The organism is Proteus sp. G2300 (assembly GCF_009915965.1).
Lineage (GTDB): Bacteria > Pseudomonadota > Gammaproteobacteria > Enterobacterales > Enterobacteriaceae > Proteus > Proteus vulgaris.
This window is the reverse complement of sequence record NZ_JAABNK010000023.1, coordinates 544,331-566,224: the sequence shown is the minus strand read 5'-3', so window position 1 is coordinate 566,224 and position 21,894 is coordinate 544,331. Positions and strand designations below refer to the sequence as shown.

Genomic DNA, 21,894 nt, shown 5'->3' with positions numbered 1-21,894 from the left:
AGGGTATGATAATGACAGATAATATAAAAAGCATGGAAGCACTTGAAAGAATAGCTCTTATCGCAAAAGTAGGCAGTTTTGATTCTTTCACATCACAGGAAAAAGATATTGTTTTATCATTAATATTTGAGTTAGCCGACAATGCCAGAGTGGACTTATTGGAAAAAAATAAGCCACAAAATGTGGCTCAATAATTTAAGCAATGGGCGCTTTGAGTAAATCAAGCGCCATTTGTTTATTATCTGGTAGCAGTTTATCAATCATTTTATTCACGTCTTTGGCGCTAGGACTTAGTGTGTGACTAAAAGTGACGTTTAAAACGAAAGTCATTCCGCATTCTAAGTCTGTGCATTGACAATAAAGGTCAGCAAATTGGCGATGTTTTCTATTTGTTGTTCTTATGATTGCCTTTTCACCGCACGCGGGGCAGAGGACTTTCATCACTTTCATATTACGAACTCCAAAATAATCGAACTTACGTAATTTTACCTTTTTTTGCCTCATTCTGCACCCAAACTGTCGTTATCTTTCTTAAACTTGATATGCAAATGTGACGGTATTTCAGGGTCACTATTGACGGCATTCTCAAACATGCGTTGCACGGGGATAACTTCATCTTGTCGATAGGCTTCACGGGCTTTGATTGGGTCACCTAAACCGCCAACGTTACCAGGAATAATCCCCGCTAAACCTGCGGGGAAGCGGTGCGCGGTTAAAATATCTTGAGCACTGATATTTTTGACATTATTAAATTCATCTTTAGCCGAAATATCCCCAATAGGCATAAATTTAATCCCTTCGGGATCGCCTTTGGGAATATGCACAAACATCGTAGAAAAATTACCGATGCCTTTGCTATTTTCTAGATTTTTAATGATTTGGGCTTCCACTTCATCAGTGAGAGACGGGTCATTACAATAAAAAACACCTCCCGTATGTGCCCCGTTGTGGTAATACCTACGACGAAAAATGGTGGCTTCACTATTTAAGAGTGCCGCATGTATACCACCGATATAATCGGGAATACCGTAAACTTGCTGTTGAGGGTCATATTGTTTGATAAAAATGATATCTTCAGGTGGATACACTAACGGTTCACCTTCTATCAAAATGACAAAATCACCGTCTTTTCGACAACGAAGATAAAGTGACGGTAAAACAAAAAGTTGAATGACATTCCCCCAATAATCTCGCACTTTTAGAATGGCCGTATCACCAAAAATAAGGTAACTCATTACGGACGCTTTTAGCTGTTCATGACTCAATCCACCGCCTAAAAAATCGGATAAAATCATATTTTGACGCGCATAAATTACCCCGCCATGTTGGGCATTCAAATTAACTAATTGAGCAAGCGCGGTTCTATCAATCGGGAGTGAATAATGATCATGTTCATTGTCATACCAGATATTTTGATAGTCTGTATGCGTTGTTAATATCGGCTCTGGTTTACCCAGTGTAATAATGCTCATGTTTTTTTTAGGGGTACTGGATGCCGAAATAGAGAGGTTCTTCCGTGATTTTTTCTTAGCCATTATGATGCCTTTTGAAATATCCATTTTGATTTACGTTGATTATCAGTATTCAACGGTTCATTGATTGCGCCATGAGCAATTGCCCAAAAACTATCGGCATGACCAGTTTCCATACTGCGGTCAGCCACAAAGGTCATGGCACCGCCCTTGCTGGTTGTGTCTCGACGAATAGCCAAAAAACTGGCGGTGATTTCTTTTTGCTCTCTATCCCATTCGATACGTTCTTCATCGACTAAATCCACCATTTTTAAAACGAGTTGGGTTTTCATGCTAAGGCTGTAACGAATTTCCATCGTTTCGCGTGGCGCAAAATCTTGCACCATCTCATAGACGCCATGACCTATACCTGTCGTATCAATACCGATATGTGTGAAGCGATAACGCCCATAAAGTTCTTGGATTTTTTTAGCTTGATGTTTCCACGCCATACCTTGCCAGTAATAAATAGCCAGAACACGAAACCGCTCACCAGATACAGAAGGCGGTGCTAAAATAGCAAATGCGGAGGTATCTCCTGAACGGGCAGGGTCATAACCGCCCCAGACTTCACGATTACCAAATGGGCGTGGTTCATCAGGAAAGTGATCTTCCCATAGCCCTACATCAACCCAACATTTTTCTAAATCGTTATATTTAAAGACGGATGCGCCACTATCGACAAAGACACACATATACAACATATTGAACGTATCTTTGTTATAACGATTGCGAAGTTTTTCAATGGATGCCAGGTTAAAACCTCCCTTAATCGCATCTTCCAGCGTAATGACGTAACGCCATTGACCATCAGGACAATCGCGTCCACCGTCCTGCATTTCTTTAAATGTAGGGAATTTGATATTTTTACGGGCTTTTTCTGTACCGCGCCATTCGTCACCCGTCCAAAACGGATATGCGGGATGGGTTTTTGAGCTAGGCGTAGAAAAATAGGTTGTGCGCCATTTGTCGTGAGTTGCCATTGCAGAGGCAACTTCATTTAAATGTTTAAAGTTCGGTACCCAAAAATATTCGTCACAATAAAGATGACCTGAATAGCTTTGCGCGGTGTTTTTATTGGTGGATAAAAAGCGAAGTTCTGCGCCATTGCTTAAACGAATCGGGTTGCCTGTTAATGTCACCCCGAAAAATTGCTCTGCAATATTGACAATATAGGAGCGAAAAACCTCGGCTTGCGGTTTTGATGCGGATAAAAAGATTTGTGGGTCGCCCGTGAGTACCGCATTTTCCAGCGCTTCAAACGCAAAATACCAAGTCGCCCCAATTTGGCGTGACTTTAAAATATTACGAATGGATTTTTTAATGTTATTGCGTAAATGTTTTTGATAGCCAAAAAGCATTTTGTCAGCGAATTGCTGAAATTGTTCTTCTGTTAATTCAGAAATATCATTTTTACGATAGCGTTTTTTCTTCCTTGGTTCACCATCGTCAGACTCATTATCATTTGAGTAACCAGATTGATTATTTTGTGCTTTTGCCTGCGCCAGCTTCTCTGCGTGTTTATTTTGTTGTGCCATCAATTTGATATGATGGTTAATTAAACGGTCTAACTCCTCTTGTTCAAAAACAGTTTTATTGTTTCGCTCACTGAGCAAAATAATGCGTCGATTAATCGCATCTAAAACCGATTCATGACTGAGTAAATCCTGCCAATTCCCTTTTTCAGCCCAATAGTAAACGATTCGCCGATTCGGCAAATTAAGTTCGGTTGCAATTTCTGCAGGAGTATAGCGTCGCAAGTACAGCGATTTCGCTACTCCTATTAATTCATCTGAATATCGTGAGTTCGCCATAATGTAAAACATTATGCCGAGTCACAGCCTATCTGGCGTTGCCACAAATTTGGTTATGCGCCATATCCAAATTTAACCATTCGCCCACCTGATGGAATTTCGCAATACTATTGACTCAAACGGAAGTGATGAAAATACCCACGGATGGGGGATGCTATGTAATGTCACAATTAATGACAAATTGGCTTTGTATCGCAACAGCGGGAGATACGGTTGATGGGCGAATTATTGAGGACAGTTGGATTTTAGATTCTGCTGAACTTTATGACCGCCAACTCTATACCGCGTGTATTTGGCCAGAGCATGAGCGCTGGTTTGGTTCGATGGGCGAAGTATTAGAGTTAAAAGCCGAACGTGACGAAGAAGGAACGTTAAAACTTTATGCTCGGCTACGTCCTAATCAGCATTTATTACAAGCGAATCGTGACGGCCAATTGCTTTTTACCTCCGCAGAGTTTACCCCAACGGGTAATTTTCGCGGAACAGGGAAAACTTATCTTGAAGGGCTTGGCGTGACTTGTTCGCCTGCCAGCGTTGGTACTGACCGATTGCAGTTTAATAAAAAAGGTAAGAAGTTTCGCTATGGTGCATTAAAACCGTTGGTTTTTGATGAAGTTAAACAGTTTAAGGAAGAAAAAATGGCTAAAGGAAAAGGCTGGCGTAGTTTTTTCAATATTGATGAACCAAGTGTTGATGATACACCAGAAGAAACAGGTGCCTCTGATGCAATGCAAGCACTTGCGGAAGCATTATCTGCGCTTGAAATTCGTGTCACAGCAATTGAAACACAACTGACTTCAACAACAGAAAAAGTGGATGATGTTGAAGAGGATGTGGAAGTCATCAAAGATGCTGTTGATACACCTGAATTTAAACAATTGAAAGATAACTTATCTTCCATTTTAGGTAAATTCAGTAAGTTGGATGATGTGGCAACACGCATCCCTGGTAAAAATCCACGCGGTAGTAAAGAAAAACGCTTTGCTAACCTAGTGTAAGGGGATTGTGATGTCATTAAATAATCAACGTGCTAGTGAGTATTGGAATGCGTATAGAGCCGCATTTTCTGCATCATGCGGTGTGCCTAATGTTAGTAAATATTTTTATTTAACTGAACCTAAAGAAACACAATTACGTGACGCATTATTAGAAACATCTGAATTTCTAAGAATGATTACTGTTGCTGATGTTGACCAATTAACAGGGCAAGTTATTTCCGTAGGTAATCCTGGTCTCTTTACGGGACGTTCTAAAGATGGTCGCTTTGGTCGTAAAGTTGGTGTTGATGGTAATGACTATAAATTAGTCGAAACAGATTCGGGTGCGATTTTACCGTGGGATTTATTGTCAGTTTGGGCAAATTCAGGCGGTGAAGCAGAATTTATTAATCGTATGCAAGCCTTTGTTCAAGAATCTTTTGCATTAGATATGCTTCGTATTGGTTGGAATGGTCAATCTGTTGCAGAAAATACTGACCCAGTTAAAAATCCAAATGGTGAAGATGTTAACAAAGGCTGGCATCAAATCGCCAAAGAGTGGAATAAGGGTTCTCAAGTTCTGACTGATGCAATTACATTAGATGATAGCGGTGATTACCGTTCATTAGATGCCATGGCGTCAGATTTAATTAACACCTGTATTCCGCCACAATTTAGAAATGATCCACGTTTAGTGATCATGGTTGGTGCTGATTTAGTTTCTGCAGAACAATACCGCTTATATCAAGGTGCTGATAAGCCAACAGAAAAGATTGCTGCACAAATGCTCGGTTCTACGATTGCTGGCCGTCCTGCTATGGTTCCACCATTTATGCCTGGTAAACGTATGGTAGTCACCATCCCAACAAATCTTCATATCTATACGCAACGTAATACCCGTCAGCGTAAAGCGGAGTTTGTTGAAGACCGTAAACAATACGAAAATAAGTATCTGCGTAATGAAGGTTATGCCATTGAGCAACCAGAGCTTTATGCAGCTATCGACGAATCTGCTGTGACTATCGGTAAAGTCACCGAGCCGACTGAAAAAGTAGAAGGTTAAGCGTCATGCTATCACCCGCTCAAAGACACAAGCAAAAAATTGAAATGCAACAAAAACTTGAACAGCGACAGGCAGTTGCCATTGCTGACGGTGAAAGTATGCATCTTCAAGCGCGTGCCATTGAGCGGGATGTCAAACGACTGCGAGCACTCAATCAAACGTATGAACGTGTGGCTATGAAACGTGATGAATTATTGCCCATGTATCTACCGACGGCACAACGCTATTTAGATGAAGGCGAAGTGTATCAAAACCCGATTTTTGTGTATTGCGTCATTTGGCTATTTGATGTGGGGGAGTTTGATAAAGGACTGGACTGGGCGGATATCGCCATTGCGCAAGGACAGCGCACCCCCGACAATTTTAAAAGTGGTTTCCCTGCTTTTGTGGCTGACACCATCCTTGAATGGGCACAGTTAGAAGCGGAGGCAGGAAACCCTATTGAGCCTTATTTTTCAAGGACATTTAAGAATGTCACGGAAATTTGGCGAGTTCACGAAAAAATACAAGCGAAGTGGTTTAAATTCCACGCGTTAGAGTTATTAAAAGGCGATGTAGGCGATGCAAGAGCCAGCGCAATTGATTGTGTTGATACGTTGAATCAAGCCGATGCCTATCTTGCTAGAGCACATCAATTAAACCCGAAAAGCGGGGTTAAAACGCATCGTTTGCGCATTGCCTCACGATTACGGGCATTGGAGCAAGTGTAAAGACTACCGCAAGCCAAAACGGGCAGGGTGGAGACAAAACAATTTGATTGTTATTGGTCGGGGAAACCTGTTCGCCCGTTTTTTTAAGGATAAAAGGATGAAAGGGAAGATATTACGTTGGGTTATCGTTCTGTTATTTTCAATCCCGTTGTTAACGGGTGTTTTAACGCAGAACGAAAGTCTTTTAAATATTGGTGTGTCAATGGCTTGGATTACTGTGTTATTGGCTTTGTTTTGTAGTAGTTTTGTTTTTATTGCTTGGTATGCGGTTTCATTTATCAAAAATTTACCTGAAAAAAATAAAAGTGAATTAAGTAAGCTTTTCTTTGAGGTGACAAACACACCTAAAAATAGATTTTTCTGGTTATTCCTCGCCAGTGACATTGTTGGAATTATCTGTCTGATTTTATCGGGTTGGATTATTACCGCGATAGCCTTCATCTTTGTTTATTTTTTGAGTCAATTAATAAAGTATTTTTCTTTAGATGCACTCGATACCTTGAATAAAACGAGTACAAGTGAATGTTAAACGGTAATAGCGTTACTTATCAAAACGAAACACTGACAAATGATGAATTTTGGCCTGATTTAAATTTAGGTGATTTTCAAAAAAGTCGCGCTATTCCCGCCAATATCGATGCCGATTTTATTGCTGATGCATTATTAACCACGGTCACGGAAATTAATTGTGAATTAAAAGATGTGAAAAGTTATTGGCTATCAAAAGGTGTTAATCAGGCAAAAGACGCCCCAGGCGCAAAAATAAAAGGCGTTAATGCCCTTTGTGCGCAGTATAAAAAAGCGGTGTATGCCAGGGCAAAAGCGGATTTATTGGGTGAATATTTGTCGATTGTCAGTCGAACGCCCAACCCACAGCAAGAAAGCGACGAATTACGGTCACGGTTATTAGCGGAATCAACTTTTGTTATTCGCAATATGAAACAGTTGCCTCGCATTACGGTGAAAATGATATGACCCGACTACAAAAATTGACTGCGTTCTTACGTGCAAATTTGCCTGAATCCTTATTCGCGACAGAATTTAGTAGCGAAATGGATGAACTTGTTTTTAAACGTGCTCACAGAGATTTGGGTAAAGATGAGTCGGATAAAGAACAATATCAAATTTTAACGCAAGAATATGATGCGGTAATTGCTTGGGGACGTTGGCCATATCGTGAAATAGATACACGTTATATCCCTATTTTGATTGAGGCCTGGTATCAAGAGTTAAAAACAGATTTAACTGAACCCGATTTTGATGATGAACCACCGACGATTGATGTTGATGTGGACGAGGATATAGCAATGGTTGTTGTCACCCTTAAATTAAGCGACGCCATTGTGTTAAAAGAAGATGAAAAAGGCCTCGTGCCATTTGACGGTAAACGTTGGTCATTAGCCAACCCAGAAGTGTTATTTGCTGAAAATATTGATGTGATCCCCCGTGGTGTGAAATGAGCATTCAAGGGCAATTAAATGCAGAGCAACTAAAAAAATTACGGGCACAGCTCAAAGAATTGGAATTGCCACCGAAAAAGCGCCAGCGGTTACTTTGGCGAATTGCGAAATACGGTGTGATTGTTGCTTCAAAACGCGCGGTAAAAAATCAGCAGACACCTGATGGTGAGGCATGGCAAGGGCGACACGGTAACTACAAAAAAAAGATGCTCCGTAAAATGCCTAAACTATTAAAAATTCGTGAAATTCCCGAAAAAGGCGTAGTCCGTATTTATCTCGGGGGCGGAAATTATCGCAATGGCAGTAAACCTGTGGGTGCTGGTGTCGTGGGATATAGCCAGCAATATGGTATGACAGCAAAAATTAGTCGTAAAAATGCCAACGATAATAATATCCGAAAAGCAACGAGTGAGAAGAAGCCAGAGCCTACCGCAACACCGAAACAAGCCAAAAAACTACGGGCATTGGGCTATAAAATCAAAAAAGGAAAGCGTTGGGTAAAGCCTCCTTTAAAAGAGATTACAGAAAAGATGCGTTTTTTTCAGGCGGGATTATTAATCCGTCTTTTACAAAATAAACCTAAAAAAACCAGTTGGGAGGTAGATATCCCCAGTCGTGAGTTTTTAGGTATCAGTGATGAAGACTTTATCAAAGCGTTAGAGAGACAACTTCAAGGCATCGGCTACGGTGCATAAAAAAGGAATTTACTATGTGGCCAACTGTTCAGGTTAATCAACATAACCAACTGCAAGGCGAAACAAAGGAAATTGAGCGCATTTTGCTGTTTATTGGTAAAGGAAAAACCAATGTCGGTAAAACTATTGCGGTCAATACGCAAACCGATTTCGATGAGGCGTTAGGAACGCCAGATAGCCCGTTAAAAAGTAATGTGTTATCGGCGATGCGTAATGCAGGACAAAACTGGTCGGGTTACGTGCATGTATTAGCAGAGGATGCGGAAGAATTGGCATTTGTTGACGCGGTGATGGATGCACAAGCAGTTGCCAGTTGCGAAGGGTATGTATTAATTGGTGATGCAACAAAAGCCGTTATTCAATCGGCTAAATCCCTACGCTCTGATTTAATCGCAAAACACGGGCGCTGGTTATTTGCCATTTTAGGTGTCGGTGCAACGCAAGACGATGAAGCGTGGTCGGGCTATGTTGAACGCTTGTCTGCTTTATCAAAAGGGGAAGCGGAATCCTCCATTCAATTGGTGCCAATGCTTTGGGGCAATGAAGCGGGGGCATTAGCGGGTCGATTATGTAACCGTGCGGTGACGATTGCCGATAGCCCAGCTCGCGTTAAAACGGGCGCATTAACCGATTTAGGTAGTGCGTATCTTCCATTAGACGGCACGGGGAAAAGCCTTGATTTGGCGACACTGCAAGCGTTGGAAAAACAGCGTTTTAGTGTGCCGATGTGGTATCCAGACTATGACGGCATTTATTGGTCTGATGGTCGTACTTTAGATGTTGAAGGCGGTGATTATCAATCTATTGAGAATTTACGTGTCGTTGATAAAGTCGCGCGAACGGTGCGTATTCGTGCGATTGCTAAAATTGCTGACCGCAGTTTAAACAGCACACCGTCCAGCATTGAAGCCCATCAAGCCTACTTTGCCAAAGTATTACGTGAAATGTCACGCAGTACGCAAATTAACGGGGTAAGTTTCCCTGGTGAAGTAAAACCACCCAAAGAAGGTGATGTGGTTATTACATGGAAAAACAAAAATAACGTTGAAGTGTATATCACGGTGCGAACTTATGAATGCCCGAAAGGGATCACCATTGGCATTCTGTTAGACACGTCCTTGGAGAATGAATAATGAGCGGGAAACGGATTTCTGGGCAGTCGATTGATTTTAATATCGACGGTGATTTAGTTCATGTTGAAAAAGTCAGTTTATCGATTACAGATAATACAGGTGTCGCTCAAACTAATGGCGTGCCTGACGGTTATGTGAACGGGGATGTATCGGCAGAGGGTGAGCTGGAATTATCCACCAAGTATTTAAATGTGATTACAGCCAAAGCCCGTAGCGCAGGTTCTTGGCGTGCTATCCCCTTAGTCGATTTGATGTGGTACGCAAAAGCAGGGACGGAAGAACTTAAGGTTGAGTCTTTCGGCTGTAAATTAAACGTCACCGATATTTTAGACGTTGACCCAAAAGGCGGGGCGGTGATGACGCATAAAATTAAATTTATCGTTACCTCACCGGATTTTGTGCGCATTAATGGCATTCCTTATTTAGAGTCTGAATTGACAGATAAATTGTAATTGAAAGGATTTTTGTTCATGGAAGAACATAACAAAACACTGATTTCTTTGATTATCTTGGGCGCTTTAATTGCGATTGGCAAAATGATGTCAGGCAGTGAACCCATTACGTTACGCCTCTTTATTGGTCGAGTCATTCTAGGTTCGGCAGTGTCATTAATGGCAGGGGGATTGTTGATTTGGATACCTGGTCTTTCGCCACTGGCCATTACGGGGCTAGGTTCGGCATTAGGCATCGCAGGCTTTCAATTAGTGGAATTATGGCTGAAAAAACGAGGTAGTGACTTACTGACAGGGAAGTTAAAAAAATGACACTGGGTGAAAAACAACGCAAGTTTACGCGCATGATTGCGGACTTGATTATCTTTGCTTACGACAACGGTTATGAACTGACCTTTTCAGAAGCGTATCGCACACCAGAACAAGCAAAGTTAAACGCTAAATCAGGCACTGGTATTAAAAACAGCTTACACACTCAGCGATTGGCCGTGGATTTTAACCTGTTTAAAGAGGGTGTTTATCTCACAAAGACAACTGACCATCAGCCCCTTGGCGAATATTGGGAATCCATTGGCGGTACGTGGGGCGGTCGTTTCAATGACGGTAATCACTACTCGTTAGAGCACAACGGCGTGAAATAATGAAACAAGCAACGGTGATTTTTTTCGCGTTTATTTTGACTTTTTCGGCGGGCTGGCTGGTTAAAGGTTGGTATCAAGACAGTCTAGAACTGGTCGCATTAAAAACAGCTAATGAAGTCAATAACGCCAGTTTAAAGGCTCAACACGATTTAGCGAGTCAATCAGCAAGGACGTTAGAAAATAAATTGGAGGCACTCGCCAATGCGCAACCGCCTGAAATACGCACCGAAATTATTAAGCCTGTGTTCACTCATCTTTGTGTTAGTGATGATTTTGTCAGGATGTACAACGAAGCAATCGACAATGCAGAACGTGCCTTATCAGGAAAATCTACTGACAAAATGCACGACAACTTTACCGAAACTAAACGGTAATACAGGGGCAGATTTAGCCACTGCATTATTAAAATACCATGAAATTTACGGAAAATGTGCCGTTCGGCACAACCAATTAACGGACGAAATTCGTCAAAGGATGGAAAAATGAGTACCAAGAAAAACACAATTACCTTAGTCGTGATGGGTAAAGAACTGGTTTTTGAGCCGAATATGACGGCGTATAACGGCTGGTTAAATGAAATTTCAGCAACGGATAAAGTCGCACCCACTGTCACCTATTTACGCCGAATTATTACCCCTGAAAGTAAAGAAGCCTTAACAGAGGTTTTAAATATCCCTGGTTCGGCGATGCAATTACTGGAAAAAGTGAATTCAGAGTATGCACCTAAACTGGATATTGAACTAAAAAACTAACGGCGCGAGTCGATGCTGTTGAACGTAGTGCCCTCGAACAATACATGACGTTACGAAGGCACTATCTCCCTCATGAGCAGGATGATCTCGACAGTTTCGCCCGCGCAATTTGGCTAGATAACCACTTCACAGAAAATCACCGCATCGCGGTCGCAAATGGCATTGCATTAGCTTTCAAGGGTGAATGATGAGTACATTAGATTTTACACTCAGCATGATTGATAAAGTCACTCAGCCCTTGAAGGCAGTGCAAGCAGGCGTGACTCAATTTGCTGAAACCTCACAAGAAGCATTTAAAAATATCGCGGTCGGTGGAGCTGGCTTGGCTGGCTCTGTTTTTGCGTTAAAAAACGTTTTAGATCCCGCATTAGCCATTCAAGACGCCCTTGATATGGCGAAAGTCACAGGTATAGACGATGGCGCGATGAAAAAAATTACCAATGATGCGCTGACTTTTAGCGCACAATACGGTAAATCCGCCGTGCAATTCGTTGAATCTTCTCTTTCTATCCGAAAGGCCATTAGTGGTATTTCAGATAATGAACTCCCGCAACTGACCAAAATCAGCAACATTACGGCATCAGCACTAAAAACCACTGCCGAAGAATCCAATGCCTATATGGGGAAAATGTTTTCCCAATTTCAAGGCTATGCCGATAGCGTGGGCAAAGTGACGTTCGCGGAAGAGCTGGCAGGCAAGGCCGTTATTATGTCGCAAACGTTCGGCACCTCAATGGCTGAAATCACTGATTTGATGGAAGGCGCACGCTCTGCGGGTACACAATTTGGGGTTGGTATTGATGAACAGTTAGCGGTATTAGGAGAACTACAACGTTCATTAGGCACAGAATCCAGTGGCGCGTATGAGTCGTTTTTGTCAGGGGCAACGGACGGAGCGAAAAAACTCGGTCTATCGTTTGTTAATGCGTCAGGACAAATGCTGACGATGCCTGAAATGCTGGAGAAATTGCAAGGGAAATACGGCAAATCCATTGCAGGTAATTTAAAGGCTCAAAAAGAGATTGAGGATGCCTTTGGCGATTCGGCGATTGTCGTGAAATCGTTGTTTAATAACGTCGAGGTGTTACGCAAAAACATCACGGCATTAGGCGGTGATGACGGGATGAAACGCGCCACAGAAATGGCCAGTCTATTAGCTAATCCGTGGGAGCGGTTATTGTCGATTTGGGAGTCTATCCGCATTGCGGTCGGCATGACACTGTTGCCTGTGATTGTGCCCTTGATTAATAAAATTGCTGATATGGGGCAAATGCTCGTGCGTTGGTTAACGTTATTTCCGAATATTGCGCGCGCGATTGGTTATGTAGTGACGGGGTTTATTGCATTCACCGCAATGGGTGCGATGGCGAATATTGTGTTGGGTATCGGTCGGTTGTTATGGGTGGGTATTTTACCATTGTGGAAGTCGGGCGGGGTGTTGCTCTCACTGATGAAAGGTAAATACGATTTAGTGACGAAAGCCACAGGCTTTTTTAGTAGTTCTCTCGCCAAACTGACGGGGTTTTTAAATACCACAAAAATTGCCTCTTTTGCCACCGCGCTGGGATTTACCTCTATCACATGGCCAGTTTTATTATTAATCGGCTTGTTTGCCCTGGTCGCGATTGCTGTCGTGAAATTTTGGCAACCCATCAAGGCATTTTTTAAAGGGTTCGTGCAAGGATTTTTAGAGGCCTTTGACTCTATGTCGCCCGTCGGTTCCATGTTTGGCGAACTCGGCAAAGCGTTGGGCGTTGTGTGGGAAGCGGTAAAAACGGTTTTCAATTGGTTTACGGATTTACTCACACCGATTGAGTTTTCAGAAAAGACACTGAATAAAACCACGATTGCAGGTCAAGCCTTTGGTAAGAGTGTGGCGAAAGCCATTGCGTTACTGACATTCCCATTAAGAATGACCATTAAAGCGGTGATGATGGTTGCCACCGCATTTACGAATAGTGCGAAATGGATAGTGAAGGAATGGGATGGCGTAAAAACCAATATTATTAAGGGCTGGGATGCTACCGTTCAATTTTTAGAGCGCATCAATCCCGTCAGCGTATTTGCCAGTTTTTGGGCATCCATTACTCGCATGACAAATTTGATGTATGCAGGGATTGCTAAAGGTTGGGATGCGGTGTGCCAATGGTTTTTCTCATTGTCACCTGTGCAAGCCTTTATTGCAATTTATAACACGGTATCACAACTGTTTGCCGATTTATGGAATGGGGTCGCAGGCGGTTGGGATGCCTTGTGCGGTTGGTTTGAAAACTTCTCTATCAGTGACACATTTAATGGTATTTCAGATTCCATTAAGAGCGTATTTGATGGGCTTTGGACATGGTTAAGTGACAGTTTTAACAGCGTGTTTAATGCGGTGGCCAGCAAATTAAATTATCTCCCTGGCGTGAGCATTGATTTAAAAGAAACTGAAACCGCCGTCGTCAATTCGGCGTTGTCCAGTGTGCCGGTTCAACCTGATTTTAATGCCATTAATCAAAATCAACCTAACCGCCGTTTTGATTATCAGCCGTCATTATTAACGGGTGGGGATTTAAAAGGCATTAATAAAGGCGGTTTAAATAAAGAAATTAATAACAATCAAACCAATGTTGATAATCGCAGACAATACGGAAATATCACGATCAACAATGGCAATGTGATGTCACCCGCGGATTTGGAAGAGTGGAGCGCGCTTAATTAAGGATATAGGCCATGGAACAGGCGAAATACATTGATTTACTGATAACCGAGCGTGACTTTACGCTCAATGCAGGCTTTGAGCCAATATTGTGTGATAACCGCCAAAGTATCACACAAGACATTGCGCATGCGATTATTGAAAGTGGTTTAGCGACACAATTAGTCGCCGAACGTAGCCCCACCTTACGCGCCGATATTCGGATGCAAATTGTGTTACTGGTTGAAGATGATGTGCGACTGATTCCAGGCACCATTATCGTTGATGAAGAAAACGTAAAAAAATTATGGGTGACCGCAGACACTTATGATTTTGGCCGTATTAGTGTCGGGGTGAATTATGGCGAATAAACAACGTCCACAAATTGACTACGAGTCAGCATTAAAAGAAAACGGCATGCCCATTACTACCGATGAAATTAATCAGCAATTTAACGACATTGTGAAAGAAGAAGGCTTAATCACCAATACTTCCAATATGTCACCGTTTTGGCGTTTGATTAATACCATCGTGACAACGCCCGTTCAGTGGCTAAAAGATGCCCTGATTAATTTGGTGTTCACCAATATGTATCTGGCTACTGCATCGGGGACGTGGCTAGAAATGTTTGCCTGGGGCGTTAATCTGCAACGCAAACCTGCCACCAAAGCCAAAGGGCAAGTGCGCTTTTATCGCGTTGCAGGACAAAACAGTGTCACGGTGCCAAAGGGCACCATCGTGCAGACAGAGCGCATTAACGGGCAGATTTACAGTGTGGTGACTACGGAAACGGTCACAATTGAAAAAGAGTCAGCTTTGATTGCGGTTGATGCGAGCGAAGCAGGCGGAGCCTTTAATCTCGCGCCAGGCTATTTCCGTATTTTACCCGTTGCCGTGCCAGGTATTGAACAGGCGCAAAATGAAGAAAATTGGTTGTTAGTGCCTGGTGCGGATAAAGAGAGTGACAATGATTTACGTGACCGTTGCCGTAACCAATATAATTTAGTGGGGAACTATCATACTGATGCGGTATATCAAGGGATGATTGCCAGCGTGGTGGGTTTGAGCATTGACCGTATTTTCTTTTTGCATGATGCGCCTCGAGGCGCAGGCACCGCCAATGCCTATTTATTGTTAGACAGTGGCGTGATCAGCCAGCCGTTTATCGACAAAGTAAATGATTACGTCAATACACAAGGGCATCACGGGCACGGTGATGATATGCAATGTATGCCCATGCCTGAAACGCAACACGCCATTACATTGACGGTGTATGTGGAAAATATCACCAACTTAACCGCCAATGAGCAGACCAAACTCAAACAAGATATTGAAAATCTGGTGCGCTGTGCGTTTCGTGAAAACACCAGTTATGACGTGAAAAAAACATGGCCATACTCGCGTTTTTCATTTTCCAATTTAGGGCGTGAAATTCACCGCCATTTTACCCTGGTCGATTCCCTGCAATTTAATCAAACGGACATTATCAGTGAATTGAGTGTGCCCCGTTTAAAATCGCTGACCGTGGAGCTACAAGATGCCTGATTTCAAGGAACGATTAAAAGGCTTAAATTTGCCGTCATGGATGAACAAAGGCGAACCCGCAAAACTGTTAAATGCGGTGCGTAAATTCTGGTCAGGTGTTTATGACTGGATGTTATGGCCACTCAAACAATTGGATGCGGAAACCTGTTCAGAAGAATTGTTATCGGTGCTCGCGTATCAGCGCGATATTCACCGTTTTAAAGGTGAACCCCTTGATTTATTTCGCAAGCGCGTAAAGTTCGCCTTTATTAATGCCCGTGATGCAGGGGCGGTTAGTGGCTTTATTGCCATTTTTGAGCGCCTCGGTGTGGGCTATGTCGAGCTGTTAGAGCGTCAGCCTGATATTGATTGGGATGTCATTATTTTACGAGTCAGTGACGGACAAATCGCAGGCAACCCCGATTTATTGATGGGCATTATTCGCCAGTATGGGCGCACTTGTCGCCGTTATCGTTTTGAAGTGATCACCAATAATCAATTAGTGATGCGTTTTGGTTGGGCTGATTGCGAATATCAGACCTTTAGCGCGTCACTGTTACAAGGAGAGTAACAAATGTCACAATCTATTATTACAACGGCATTTGAGCGCTGGAAAGCCCAAGAGTCGATTGATGGAAACTTGATTGTGTTAGACGAATTTGTCTTTGCACATATCCCGAATTTAGAGATTGAAACGCCGATTGACCGCAATGAAGGCTTGCCCGATGCAAAATACATTGTGCATCGTCAAACGGTAAATAAAACGGGCGTCGTCAATCAAAATGCGGTGGCCTATTCGGTGACCATTGGTGCTGAAATTGGAGATTTTGATTTTAATTGGATTGGTTTATTAAATAAAAAATCGGGTACGGTGGCGATGATTGTGCACGCACCTACCCAACGCAAAATTAAAACCCAAGCGGGGCAACAGGGTAACGTGTTAACCCGCTCTTTCTTGTTGGAGTATTTAGGGGCAAGTAAAGAAACCGCCATTACCACGCCCGCCGAAATGTGGCAGATTGATTTTACCGCAAGACTTTCTGGCATAGATGAAATGCAACGCCTGATTAATACCGACAGTTACGGTGAAGCCTCATTTTTTGGCGATGCTTTTTTAGTAGGTAAAACGGGCAATCAGTATTTTGTCACAAAAGGTATTGGTTACATTGGTGGATTACGGGCGGAATTAACCTCAAACCAGAATATCACCGTGCCAGCGGAAAGTACCAAGGTTTATGCTGATGTCAGTTACCAAGGAAACATTACCAGTCGTTGGCAAACTCAGATTCAACTGACCGTCAAACCTGATTTAAAAAACACTATCGATAATGCAGGTTTTCCGCATTTTGTGTTTGCGATTGCGTCGATTTCAGCAGATGGGCAAATTACCGATTTACGCCCTAAAGGAACACTGGATTTTCAACAATTAGATGATGCGTTAAAAGCGCACGAAAAATCCCGTAATCATCCCGATGCGACGTTGACGGCAAAAGGATTTACCCAACTAACGGATAAAACGGGCACTAGCCAGGCATTAGCTCCGACACAAAAATTAGTGACTGATTTGCATAATAGCGCCATGACTTCAGCAAAGTCGGCGAATGACAATGCCAATACCCGATTACCGTCAACAGGAACGGCCGTTGCCTCACAAAAACTGGCGACACCGCGCAAAATTTCGGGGGTGCCTTTTGATGGAACACAAGATATTACGTTAACGGCGGGAAATGTGGGGGCAGCTACGCCCGCACAAGTGAATGAAGCCAAAACTATGGCCACCAATGCACAAAATACGGCAAATAGAGCGGAGACTAAAGCCGATAATGCCCAAGGAACGGCAAATAGAGCCGAGACTAAAGCCGACAATGCCCAAAAGACAGCCAATGACGGCGTGAGTAAAGCCAATACCGCCCAAACCACAGCCAATAATGCCAATACCAATGCCAATGGTCGTGTACCCAATACTCGTAAAGTGAATGGTAAGCCATTAAGTGCTGATATTACGCTAAGTGCGGGAGATGTTGGCGCATCCACGCCCGCACAAGTCAATGAAGCCAAAACTATGGCCACCAATGCCCAAAATACGGCAAACAATGCCGTCACTAAGGCTGATAATGCCCAAAAGACAGCCAATGATGGCGTGAGTAAAGCCAATACCGCTCAAACCACAGCCAATAATGCTAATACCAATGCGAATAGTCGTGTACCCAATACTCGTAAAGTCAATGGTAAACAGCTGAATACGGATATCACATTAAATGCGGGAGACGTGGGGGCATTAACGCCAGCGCAAGGCGATATTCGCTATTTGAGAGCAGGTGAAAATATGCGATTTATTAAGGTGTGGGAAGGTGCGGAAATAAAGGGACATAATATCAATATAACATTAAAAGAAGATATTCGAGGGAAAATAGCTTATGCGAAACTTTCAGGAGTGGATAAAGGGTTTATAGGCGGTAATTTAATTCCACCGTTTTTAAATACACCTGTTTACATTGGGTTTAATAATGAATTTACTCGATTCACAGTAACTGGAAATAAAGTATTAAAAGTTGATACAGGGTGGGGGATTATTGAAGTATGGGTTGCATATTAATTGAGGAATAAATAATGAAATGGCAACGTAAGCGTTTTGCACTTTCGGGAGATTTAACGGGTATTAGCTGTTCGTTATTGCCCGTTCATCCCTTTATTTATGGTGTCGGGCAAAACACTGCCACAGGCAGTTATTTAAGCCCCACCAATGCGATTCATTATATTGCGAATAAAATTCAGGGGGCGGGCGAGGTTGATATTGTGGTGACGATGATTTGCGCCCGTACTCATGACGAGTTTATCACTGCAATTCAAGCCTTTTCGGGCGTATTGCCTTTACCTGTTTTTAGCCAAGTTGAACGTATGGCCAAAACAGCCGAAAGCCTGAATATCACCAAAATGCAGATACCCGCTAAGACCTTGGCGGGTATTCCTGAACCTCAAACGTTATCAACAAATAATAGCCGTGCAGTGGTTAATGCGAGATTAATTGAAAAGGCAAAAAGTGAAGCCTCAAGCGGGGCTAGTGTTGCGGGGTTACTTTCTAGCGTAAAAGGATTTGCTGAAAGTCGAAAAAATATTTTGCAAGGCATGGCAGATTCATTGGCGGGCTTGCTGGGAAAATCAACCACGGTTTGGGTATTCCAGGGAAAAGGTAACGGCGCAGAATTAGCGGATAAAATGAAAAAAGAAATTCCTGAACAAGATGCGGTTTATACCTTGGCCACATTGTTTGCGGGCGATATTGATGCAATCAAAGGAATGATGCATGACACAGATACCTCTCAACGAAAATAACACACCGAAAGTCAGTCAAATCATTACGTTGGCGCTGGATGGTGAAGCGATTTTATTAAAAAACCTCACGGTTACACCCTCTATGATGTACCAAGATAAAGACCAGTCGGGGCAGTCCTCAAGCACCGTCAACAGTGAGCAAGGCATTAAACCCAAAGAGCTACGCATCACGGGCACGATTCCTTTCACCGAAGAAAAAACGCTAACCCGTTTATTTGCGTTAGCGGAAGCCAAAGAAAATGGGCTGTTAAAACGCTATCGTGTCGCTAATCGCATGGCCAGCGCGATTAATTTTCGTCTTGGCACATTTACCAACGGCATTGATGCGTCAAAAATGGACGGCAAGCAAGCCTGGCAAATCACCTTTACCTTACGTGAACATTTATCGGTGCCTGAAAAACGCGAGAGTCGTTCGGCAGGTCAAGTTAAGGCCAAAACACAAAACATGAGTGATAAACCGAAAGCCAACGGCGAAGGAACGCCAGAACAAGAGCAGGAATTGAGCTGGTTTGAGAAAAATGTGTTGAAGCCCGTTAATGATGCTTTGGGGGATTAAAAGATGAAACCGATTAATCGACTTTATTTATCGGGTGATGAAACGCACCTTGTTGACGTGAAAATGGTGCTGGAATTATCCCAATGTGGCCGTGGATTTATTACCGCTAAAACCGATACTGATTACACAGGTAAATTGGTGCGTCTTGATATTGGCTACACGGATTTACTATTACGGTATTTCACGGGCTACGTGGAACGTTCGCAACCGTCTCAAAATGGTTTTCAAAAATTGTTTGTGCGTGAATTGGTTGGCGTATTCGACAGAATGTGGCCATGCTCTTTTCAGCATCCCACCTTAAAACAGATCACCGACTATCTAAAAGAGCACAGCGGATTACATTTTGTGTTACCAGATGCTGAATATGTGAATACCCCAATCCCACACTACACCCATAACGGCACGGGCTATCAATTATTAAATAGCCTGGGAAAAGTCTTTAATATTTCCGATTACGTATGGTATCAAACGCCTGACGGTGATGTATTTGTCGGCAGTTGGGCGGATTCATTTTGGAAAGATAAAGAGGTTGAAATAGACAATCAATTTTCTTCTGAACAACGTGCCGGTAATCAAATGACCATCCCAATGGTGCAAAGTTTACGCCCTGGTGTGAAAGTGAATGATAAACGCTTAGAGCGTGTGGCGCTGGATAACGACAATATGACGCTAACATGGATTAGCCCCGATGCGATTACAGGACGAGCCGAAAACCGCACCATAGCACAACAACAAATTGATAATGCCTACCCCGAGCTTTCGGCAGGATTGCACTTGCCGAAATTTGCCCGTGTTGAAGCACCCACCGAAAACACCACCGCGGGGGATATTTCTGATCCATTCAGACCAAAATATGCGGTTGATGTGCAAATGGTTGATGCCGACGGCAATGATGTGGCACCCGTTTATCACGCGGTGCCGTTACCGTTGCCGATGGCAGGCAATGAGTCGGGGATGTTTCAATATCCGCCTGTGGGTTCAATGGTTGAAATTGCATTTGAAAATGGCCGTGCAGATAAGCCCTTTATTCGCCAAGTGTTAAGTCATGGCAACACCTTGCCCGATATTAAGCCAGGCGAACAACTGCAACAGCAACGCCAAGAGGTATCACAACGGGTTACGCAGGACGGCACATGGCATCGTCAAACTGACCAGAAAATCATTGAAGAGTCGATGCATCGTGAGGTGAAAACTGATACGGAAAATCGCACGGTGATTGCCAGAGAAACCACAGTACAAGCTACCGATAAAACGACAGTCATTGGCACCTGCACTTTAATGGCGGGTGCCATTATGCAAATTGCTGAAGGTGACTTTAGCCAAGCAACACAAGCCAATAGAGTTATTGCTGTGGGGCAAAATATGACGATTGATGTTGGTCAGAAACTGGAGGAAAAAATCGGGGCAGTGCGTTCTAGTATTGCAGGCGCGATGCAAAAAATCATGGCACCCGTTGTTTATTTGGGTAATGAACAATTGAATGTGATGCAGTGCATGTTAGATACCTTAGATGTGGTGAATGAGTTAGCTACACTCACGGCAAACCATACCCATAACAACACGGGCAGTCCATTAAATGCCTCAGCCATTAGTAATACAGGCACTAAATCAACAGGACTTAAGCAGAAGTATTCACCTGTCATTGGGTGATAAAATTGTTACCATCCTTGCCCGCGATTGCGGGCTTTTTTACGCCCTTCAATATATCCACTTCTACGCCACGCTACGGCGTTCAATTCTCATAATACATCTGCATTAACTCAAAATGGATCGCATTGATAGCGTGCGACTGCGTGCGCATAATCCCCATGAAATAAAATCATTCACCACGTAAAGCGCACTACTCCGCACCCGCCTGCACAATTTGGATCAAAAAAATATTTCAGTTTGAATTTTTTACAAAACATATCGCGAGGGCGCGCGGGGATGGGGTTCTTTGCATCGGCGTCAAACTGAAATGATTGTAAAAGATTTCAGGTTATTTCAGTTTGAGAGATAGAAAAAGGATCGCGATAAAAAATAACGCATTGATAGTAAAAGAAATTTTATACTTTACGTGGGGTTAATGATCCACATTTTACGTGAGAGCATTTTAGAGAATATTTATTTTTCAGTGAGTTATATATTTTTGAAACTGAAATGATTAAGAAAATTTATTTTTGAGATGCTTGGTTAACATAGAGTGGATGTGAATGGATTATCTAGCTTTATTATTTTTAATAGTTTTTTATTCTGTATGTTTTTTATTAATTATTAAATTTATTACGACTAATTATTTTTAAATAAAATCGATAACTTTCGGCTTTCGGAAGGGAGAGATAAAAAAACTCGTGCGACACTTTTGCGACACTCAGCTATAAAAACAAAAAAACCACTTATTGCTAAGTGGCGTAAATGTCTGATTTATCAGCTTAAATTTGGTGGGTTGTGGGAGGCTCGAACTCCCGACCAATTGATTAAGAGTCAACTGCTCTACCGACTGAGCTAACAACCCGATGCGCAGATTATTCTCCTCTAAAAAGCGATGGTCAAGCTCTTATTTTAATTTTTTTTCAAATGGATAAAATATCGCCAAGTAAATTAAAGAAAGGAT

At 42.6% G+C, this 21,894-nt stretch carries 27 protein-coding genes and 1 tRNA gene; 24 read left to right on the top strand and 4 right to left on the bottom strand.

Annotation, left to right across the window (positions count from 1 at the left end; all coding sequences use genetic code 11):
* Positions 1-11 precede the first annotated feature (11 nt).
* On the top strand, positions 12-194 hold the full coding sequence (locus GWI97_RS14140; RefSeq protein ID WP_109373031.1) for a hypothetical protein: 183 nt from the start codon (positions 12-14) through the stop codon (positions 192-194).
* Between the two features lies 1 nt (position 195).
* Here GWI97_RS14140 and GWI97_RS14135 read toward each other — a convergent pair whose 3' ends face one another.
* Genes GWI97_RS14135 through GWI97_RS14125 form a run of 3 tightly spaced genes read right to left on the bottom strand, consistent with a single transcriptional unit; the run spans position 196 to position 3,325 of the window.
* A complete protein-coding gene (locus tag GWI97_RS14135) occupies positions 196-504 on the bottom strand; it encodes an ogr/Delta-like zinc finger family protein (RefSeq protein ID WP_036935239.1) in 309 nt (102 codons plus the stop codon).
* On the bottom strand, positions 501-1,535 hold the full coding sequence (locus GWI97_RS14130; protein WP_202609425.1) for a phage portal protein: 1,035 nt from the start codon (positions 1,533-1,535) through the stop codon (positions 501-503). Before GWI97_RS14130 ends, GWI97_RS14135 begins: the two co-directional genes overlap by 4 nt.
* Positions 1,535-3,325 (bottom strand): terminase large subunit domain-containing protein, encoded by a 1,791-nt coding sequence (locus GWI97_RS14125; protein WP_161752063.1) that lies wholly within the window; start codon positions 3,323-3,325, stop codon positions 1,535-1,537. Before GWI97_RS14125 ends, GWI97_RS14130 begins: the two co-directional genes overlap by 1 nt.
* Positions 3,326-3,486: 161 nt before the next feature.
* On the opposite strand from GWI97_RS14125, the gene GWI97_RS14120 reads away from it, so the two are divergent.
* The 23 genes from GWI97_RS14120 to GWI97_RS14020 all read left to right on the top strand — a co-directional run bounded on the left by GWI97_RS14120 (position 3,487) and on the right by GWI97_RS14020 (position 20,951).
* On the top strand, positions 3,487-4,323 hold the full coding sequence (locus tag GWI97_RS14120; protein WP_161752062.1) for a GPO family capsid scaffolding protein: 837 nt from the start codon (positions 3,487-3,489) through the stop codon (positions 4,321-4,323).
* A gap of 10 nt (positions 4,324-4,333) precedes the next feature.
* Positions 4,334-5,365: a phage major capsid protein, P2 family gene (locus tag GWI97_RS14115; protein WP_161752061.1), complete on the top strand. Its 1,032-nt coding sequence runs from the start codon at positions 4,334-4,336 to the stop codon at positions 5,363-5,365.
* Between the two features lie 5 nt (positions 5,366-5,370).
* Positions 5,371-6,075, top strand: a complete 705-nt coding sequence (gene gpM, locus GWI97_RS14110) for a phage terminase small subunit (RefSeq protein ID WP_161752060.1) — start codon at positions 5,371-5,373, stop codon at positions 6,073-6,075.
* Positions 6,076-6,172: 97 nt separating this feature from the next.
* Positions 6,173-6,604, top strand: a complete 432-nt coding sequence (locus GWI97_RS14105) for a hypothetical protein (RefSeq protein WP_036935254.1) — start codon at positions 6,173-6,175, stop codon at positions 6,602-6,604.
* Positions 6,598-7,050 carry a head completion/stabilization protein gene (locus GWI97_RS14100; RefSeq protein WP_060554731.1) on the top strand — a complete coding sequence of 151 codons (453 nt, stop codon included), beginning with the start codon at positions 6,598-6,600 and terminating at the stop codon, positions 7,048-7,050. Before GWI97_RS14105 ends, GWI97_RS14100 begins: the two co-directional genes overlap by 7 nt.
* Positions 7,047-7,535, top strand: a complete 489-nt coding sequence (locus GWI97_RS14095) for a phage tail protein (RefSeq protein WP_060554730.1) — start codon at positions 7,047-7,049, stop codon at positions 7,533-7,535. Before GWI97_RS14100 ends, GWI97_RS14095 begins: the two co-directional genes overlap by 4 nt.
* Positions 7,532-8,230 (top strand): hypothetical protein, encoded by a 699-nt coding sequence (locus tag GWI97_RS14090; RefSeq protein ID WP_161752059.1) that lies wholly within the window; start codon positions 7,532-7,534, stop codon positions 8,228-8,230. The genes GWI97_RS14095 and GWI97_RS14090 overlap by 4 nt, the downstream gene beginning before the upstream one ends.
* A gap of 14 nt (positions 8,231-8,244) precedes the next feature.
* A complete protein-coding gene (locus tag GWI97_RS14085; protein ID WP_109373040.1) occupies positions 8,245-9,363 on the top strand; it encodes a DUF2586 domain-containing protein in 1,119 nt (372 codons plus the stop codon).
* On the top strand, positions 9,363-9,815 hold the full coding sequence (locus tag GWI97_RS14080; RefSeq protein ID WP_036907273.1) for a DUF2597 family protein: 453 nt from the start codon (positions 9,363-9,365) through the stop codon (positions 9,813-9,815). Before GWI97_RS14085 ends, GWI97_RS14080 begins: the two co-directional genes overlap by 1 nt.
* Before the next feature lie 18 nt (positions 9,816-9,833).
* Positions 9,834-10,127: a phage holin family protein gene (locus GWI97_RS14075; protein WP_036935263.1), complete on the top strand. Its 294-nt coding sequence runs from the start codon at positions 9,834-9,836 to the stop codon at positions 10,125-10,127.
* Positions 10,124-10,456: a M15 family metallopeptidase gene (locus GWI97_RS14070; protein ID WP_060554726.1), complete on the top strand. Its 333-nt coding sequence runs from the start codon at positions 10,124-10,126 to the stop codon at positions 10,454-10,456. Before GWI97_RS14075 ends, GWI97_RS14070 begins: the two co-directional genes overlap by 4 nt.
* The gene (locus GWI97_RS14065; RefSeq protein WP_161752058.1) at positions 10,456-10,830 is read left to right on the top strand and encodes a hypothetical protein; all 375 of its coding nucleotides are present in this window, start codon (positions 10,456-10,458) and stop codon (positions 10,828-10,830) included. The genes GWI97_RS14070 and GWI97_RS14065 overlap by 1 nt, the downstream gene beginning before the upstream one ends.
* A complete protein-coding gene (lysC, locus tag GWI97_RS18640; RefSeq protein WP_231039499.1) occupies positions 10,724-10,942 on the top strand; it encodes an Rz1-like lysis system protein LysC in 219 nt (72 codons plus the stop codon). Before GWI97_RS14065 ends, lysC begins: the two co-directional genes overlap by 107 nt.
* Positions 10,939-11,208 (top strand): putative phage tail assembly chaperone, encoded by a 270-nt coding sequence (locus GWI97_RS14060; protein WP_109373044.1) that lies wholly within the window; start codon positions 10,939-10,941, stop codon positions 11,206-11,208. The genes lysC and GWI97_RS14060 overlap by 4 nt, the downstream gene beginning before the upstream one ends.
* Before the next feature lie 44 nt (positions 11,209-11,252).
* Positions 11,253-11,396 (top strand): DUF6890 family protein, encoded by a 144-nt coding sequence (locus GWI97_RS18250; RefSeq protein ID WP_192940817.1) that lies wholly within the window; start codon positions 11,253-11,255, stop codon positions 11,394-11,396.
* On the top strand, positions 11,396-13,912 hold the full coding sequence (locus GWI97_RS14055) for a phage tail tape measure protein (RefSeq protein ID WP_161752057.1): 2,517 nt from the start codon (positions 11,396-11,398) through the stop codon (positions 13,910-13,912). Before GWI97_RS18250 ends, GWI97_RS14055 begins: the two co-directional genes overlap by 1 nt.
* Positions 13,913-13,923: 11 nt before the next feature.
* The gene (locus tag GWI97_RS14050; protein WP_087803460.1) at positions 13,924-14,259 is read left to right on the top strand and encodes a DUF2590 family protein; all 336 of its coding nucleotides are present in this window, start codon (positions 13,924-13,926) and stop codon (positions 14,257-14,259) included.
* Complete coding sequence (locus GWI97_RS14045) at positions 14,249-15,433, top strand: baseplate J/gp47 family protein (RefSeq protein WP_161752056.1); 1,185 nt, start codon at positions 14,249-14,251, stop codon at positions 15,431-15,433. Before GWI97_RS14050 ends, GWI97_RS14045 begins: the two co-directional genes overlap by 11 nt.
* Positions 15,426-15,983, top strand: a complete 558-nt coding sequence (locus tag GWI97_RS14040; protein WP_161752055.1) for a phage tail protein — start codon at positions 15,426-15,428, stop codon at positions 15,981-15,983. Before GWI97_RS14045 ends, GWI97_RS14040 begins: the two co-directional genes overlap by 8 nt.
* 3 nt (positions 15,984-15,986) lie before the next feature.
* Entirely contained in the window at positions 15,987-18,008 is a 2,022-nt protein-coding gene (locus GWI97_RS14035; protein ID WP_161752054.1) for a phage tail-collar fiber domain-containing protein, read from the top strand.
* A 14-nt stretch (positions 18,009-18,022) separates the two neighbouring features.
* On the top strand, positions 18,023-18,745 hold the full coding sequence (locus tag GWI97_RS14030) for a hypothetical protein (protein ID WP_161752053.1): 723 nt from the start codon (positions 18,023-18,025) through the stop codon (positions 18,743-18,745).
* A complete protein-coding gene (locus GWI97_RS14025) occupies positions 18,717-19,301 on the top strand; it encodes a baseplate complex protein (protein ID WP_161752052.1) in 585 nt (194 codons plus the stop codon). Before GWI97_RS14030 ends, GWI97_RS14025 begins: the two co-directional genes overlap by 29 nt.
* 3 nt (positions 19,302-19,304) lie before the next feature.
* Positions 19,305-20,951 carry a hypothetical protein gene (locus GWI97_RS14020; RefSeq protein ID WP_161752051.1) on the top strand — a complete coding sequence of 549 codons (1,647 nt, stop codon included), beginning with the start codon at positions 19,305-19,307 and terminating at the stop codon, positions 20,949-20,951.
* A gap of 768 nt (positions 20,952-21,719) precedes the next feature.
* Here GWI97_RS14020 and GWI97_RS14015 read toward each other — a convergent pair.
* Positions 21,720-21,795 (bottom strand) — tRNA-Lys (locus GWI97_RS14015).
* Positions 21,796-21,894 lie beyond the last annotated feature (99 nt).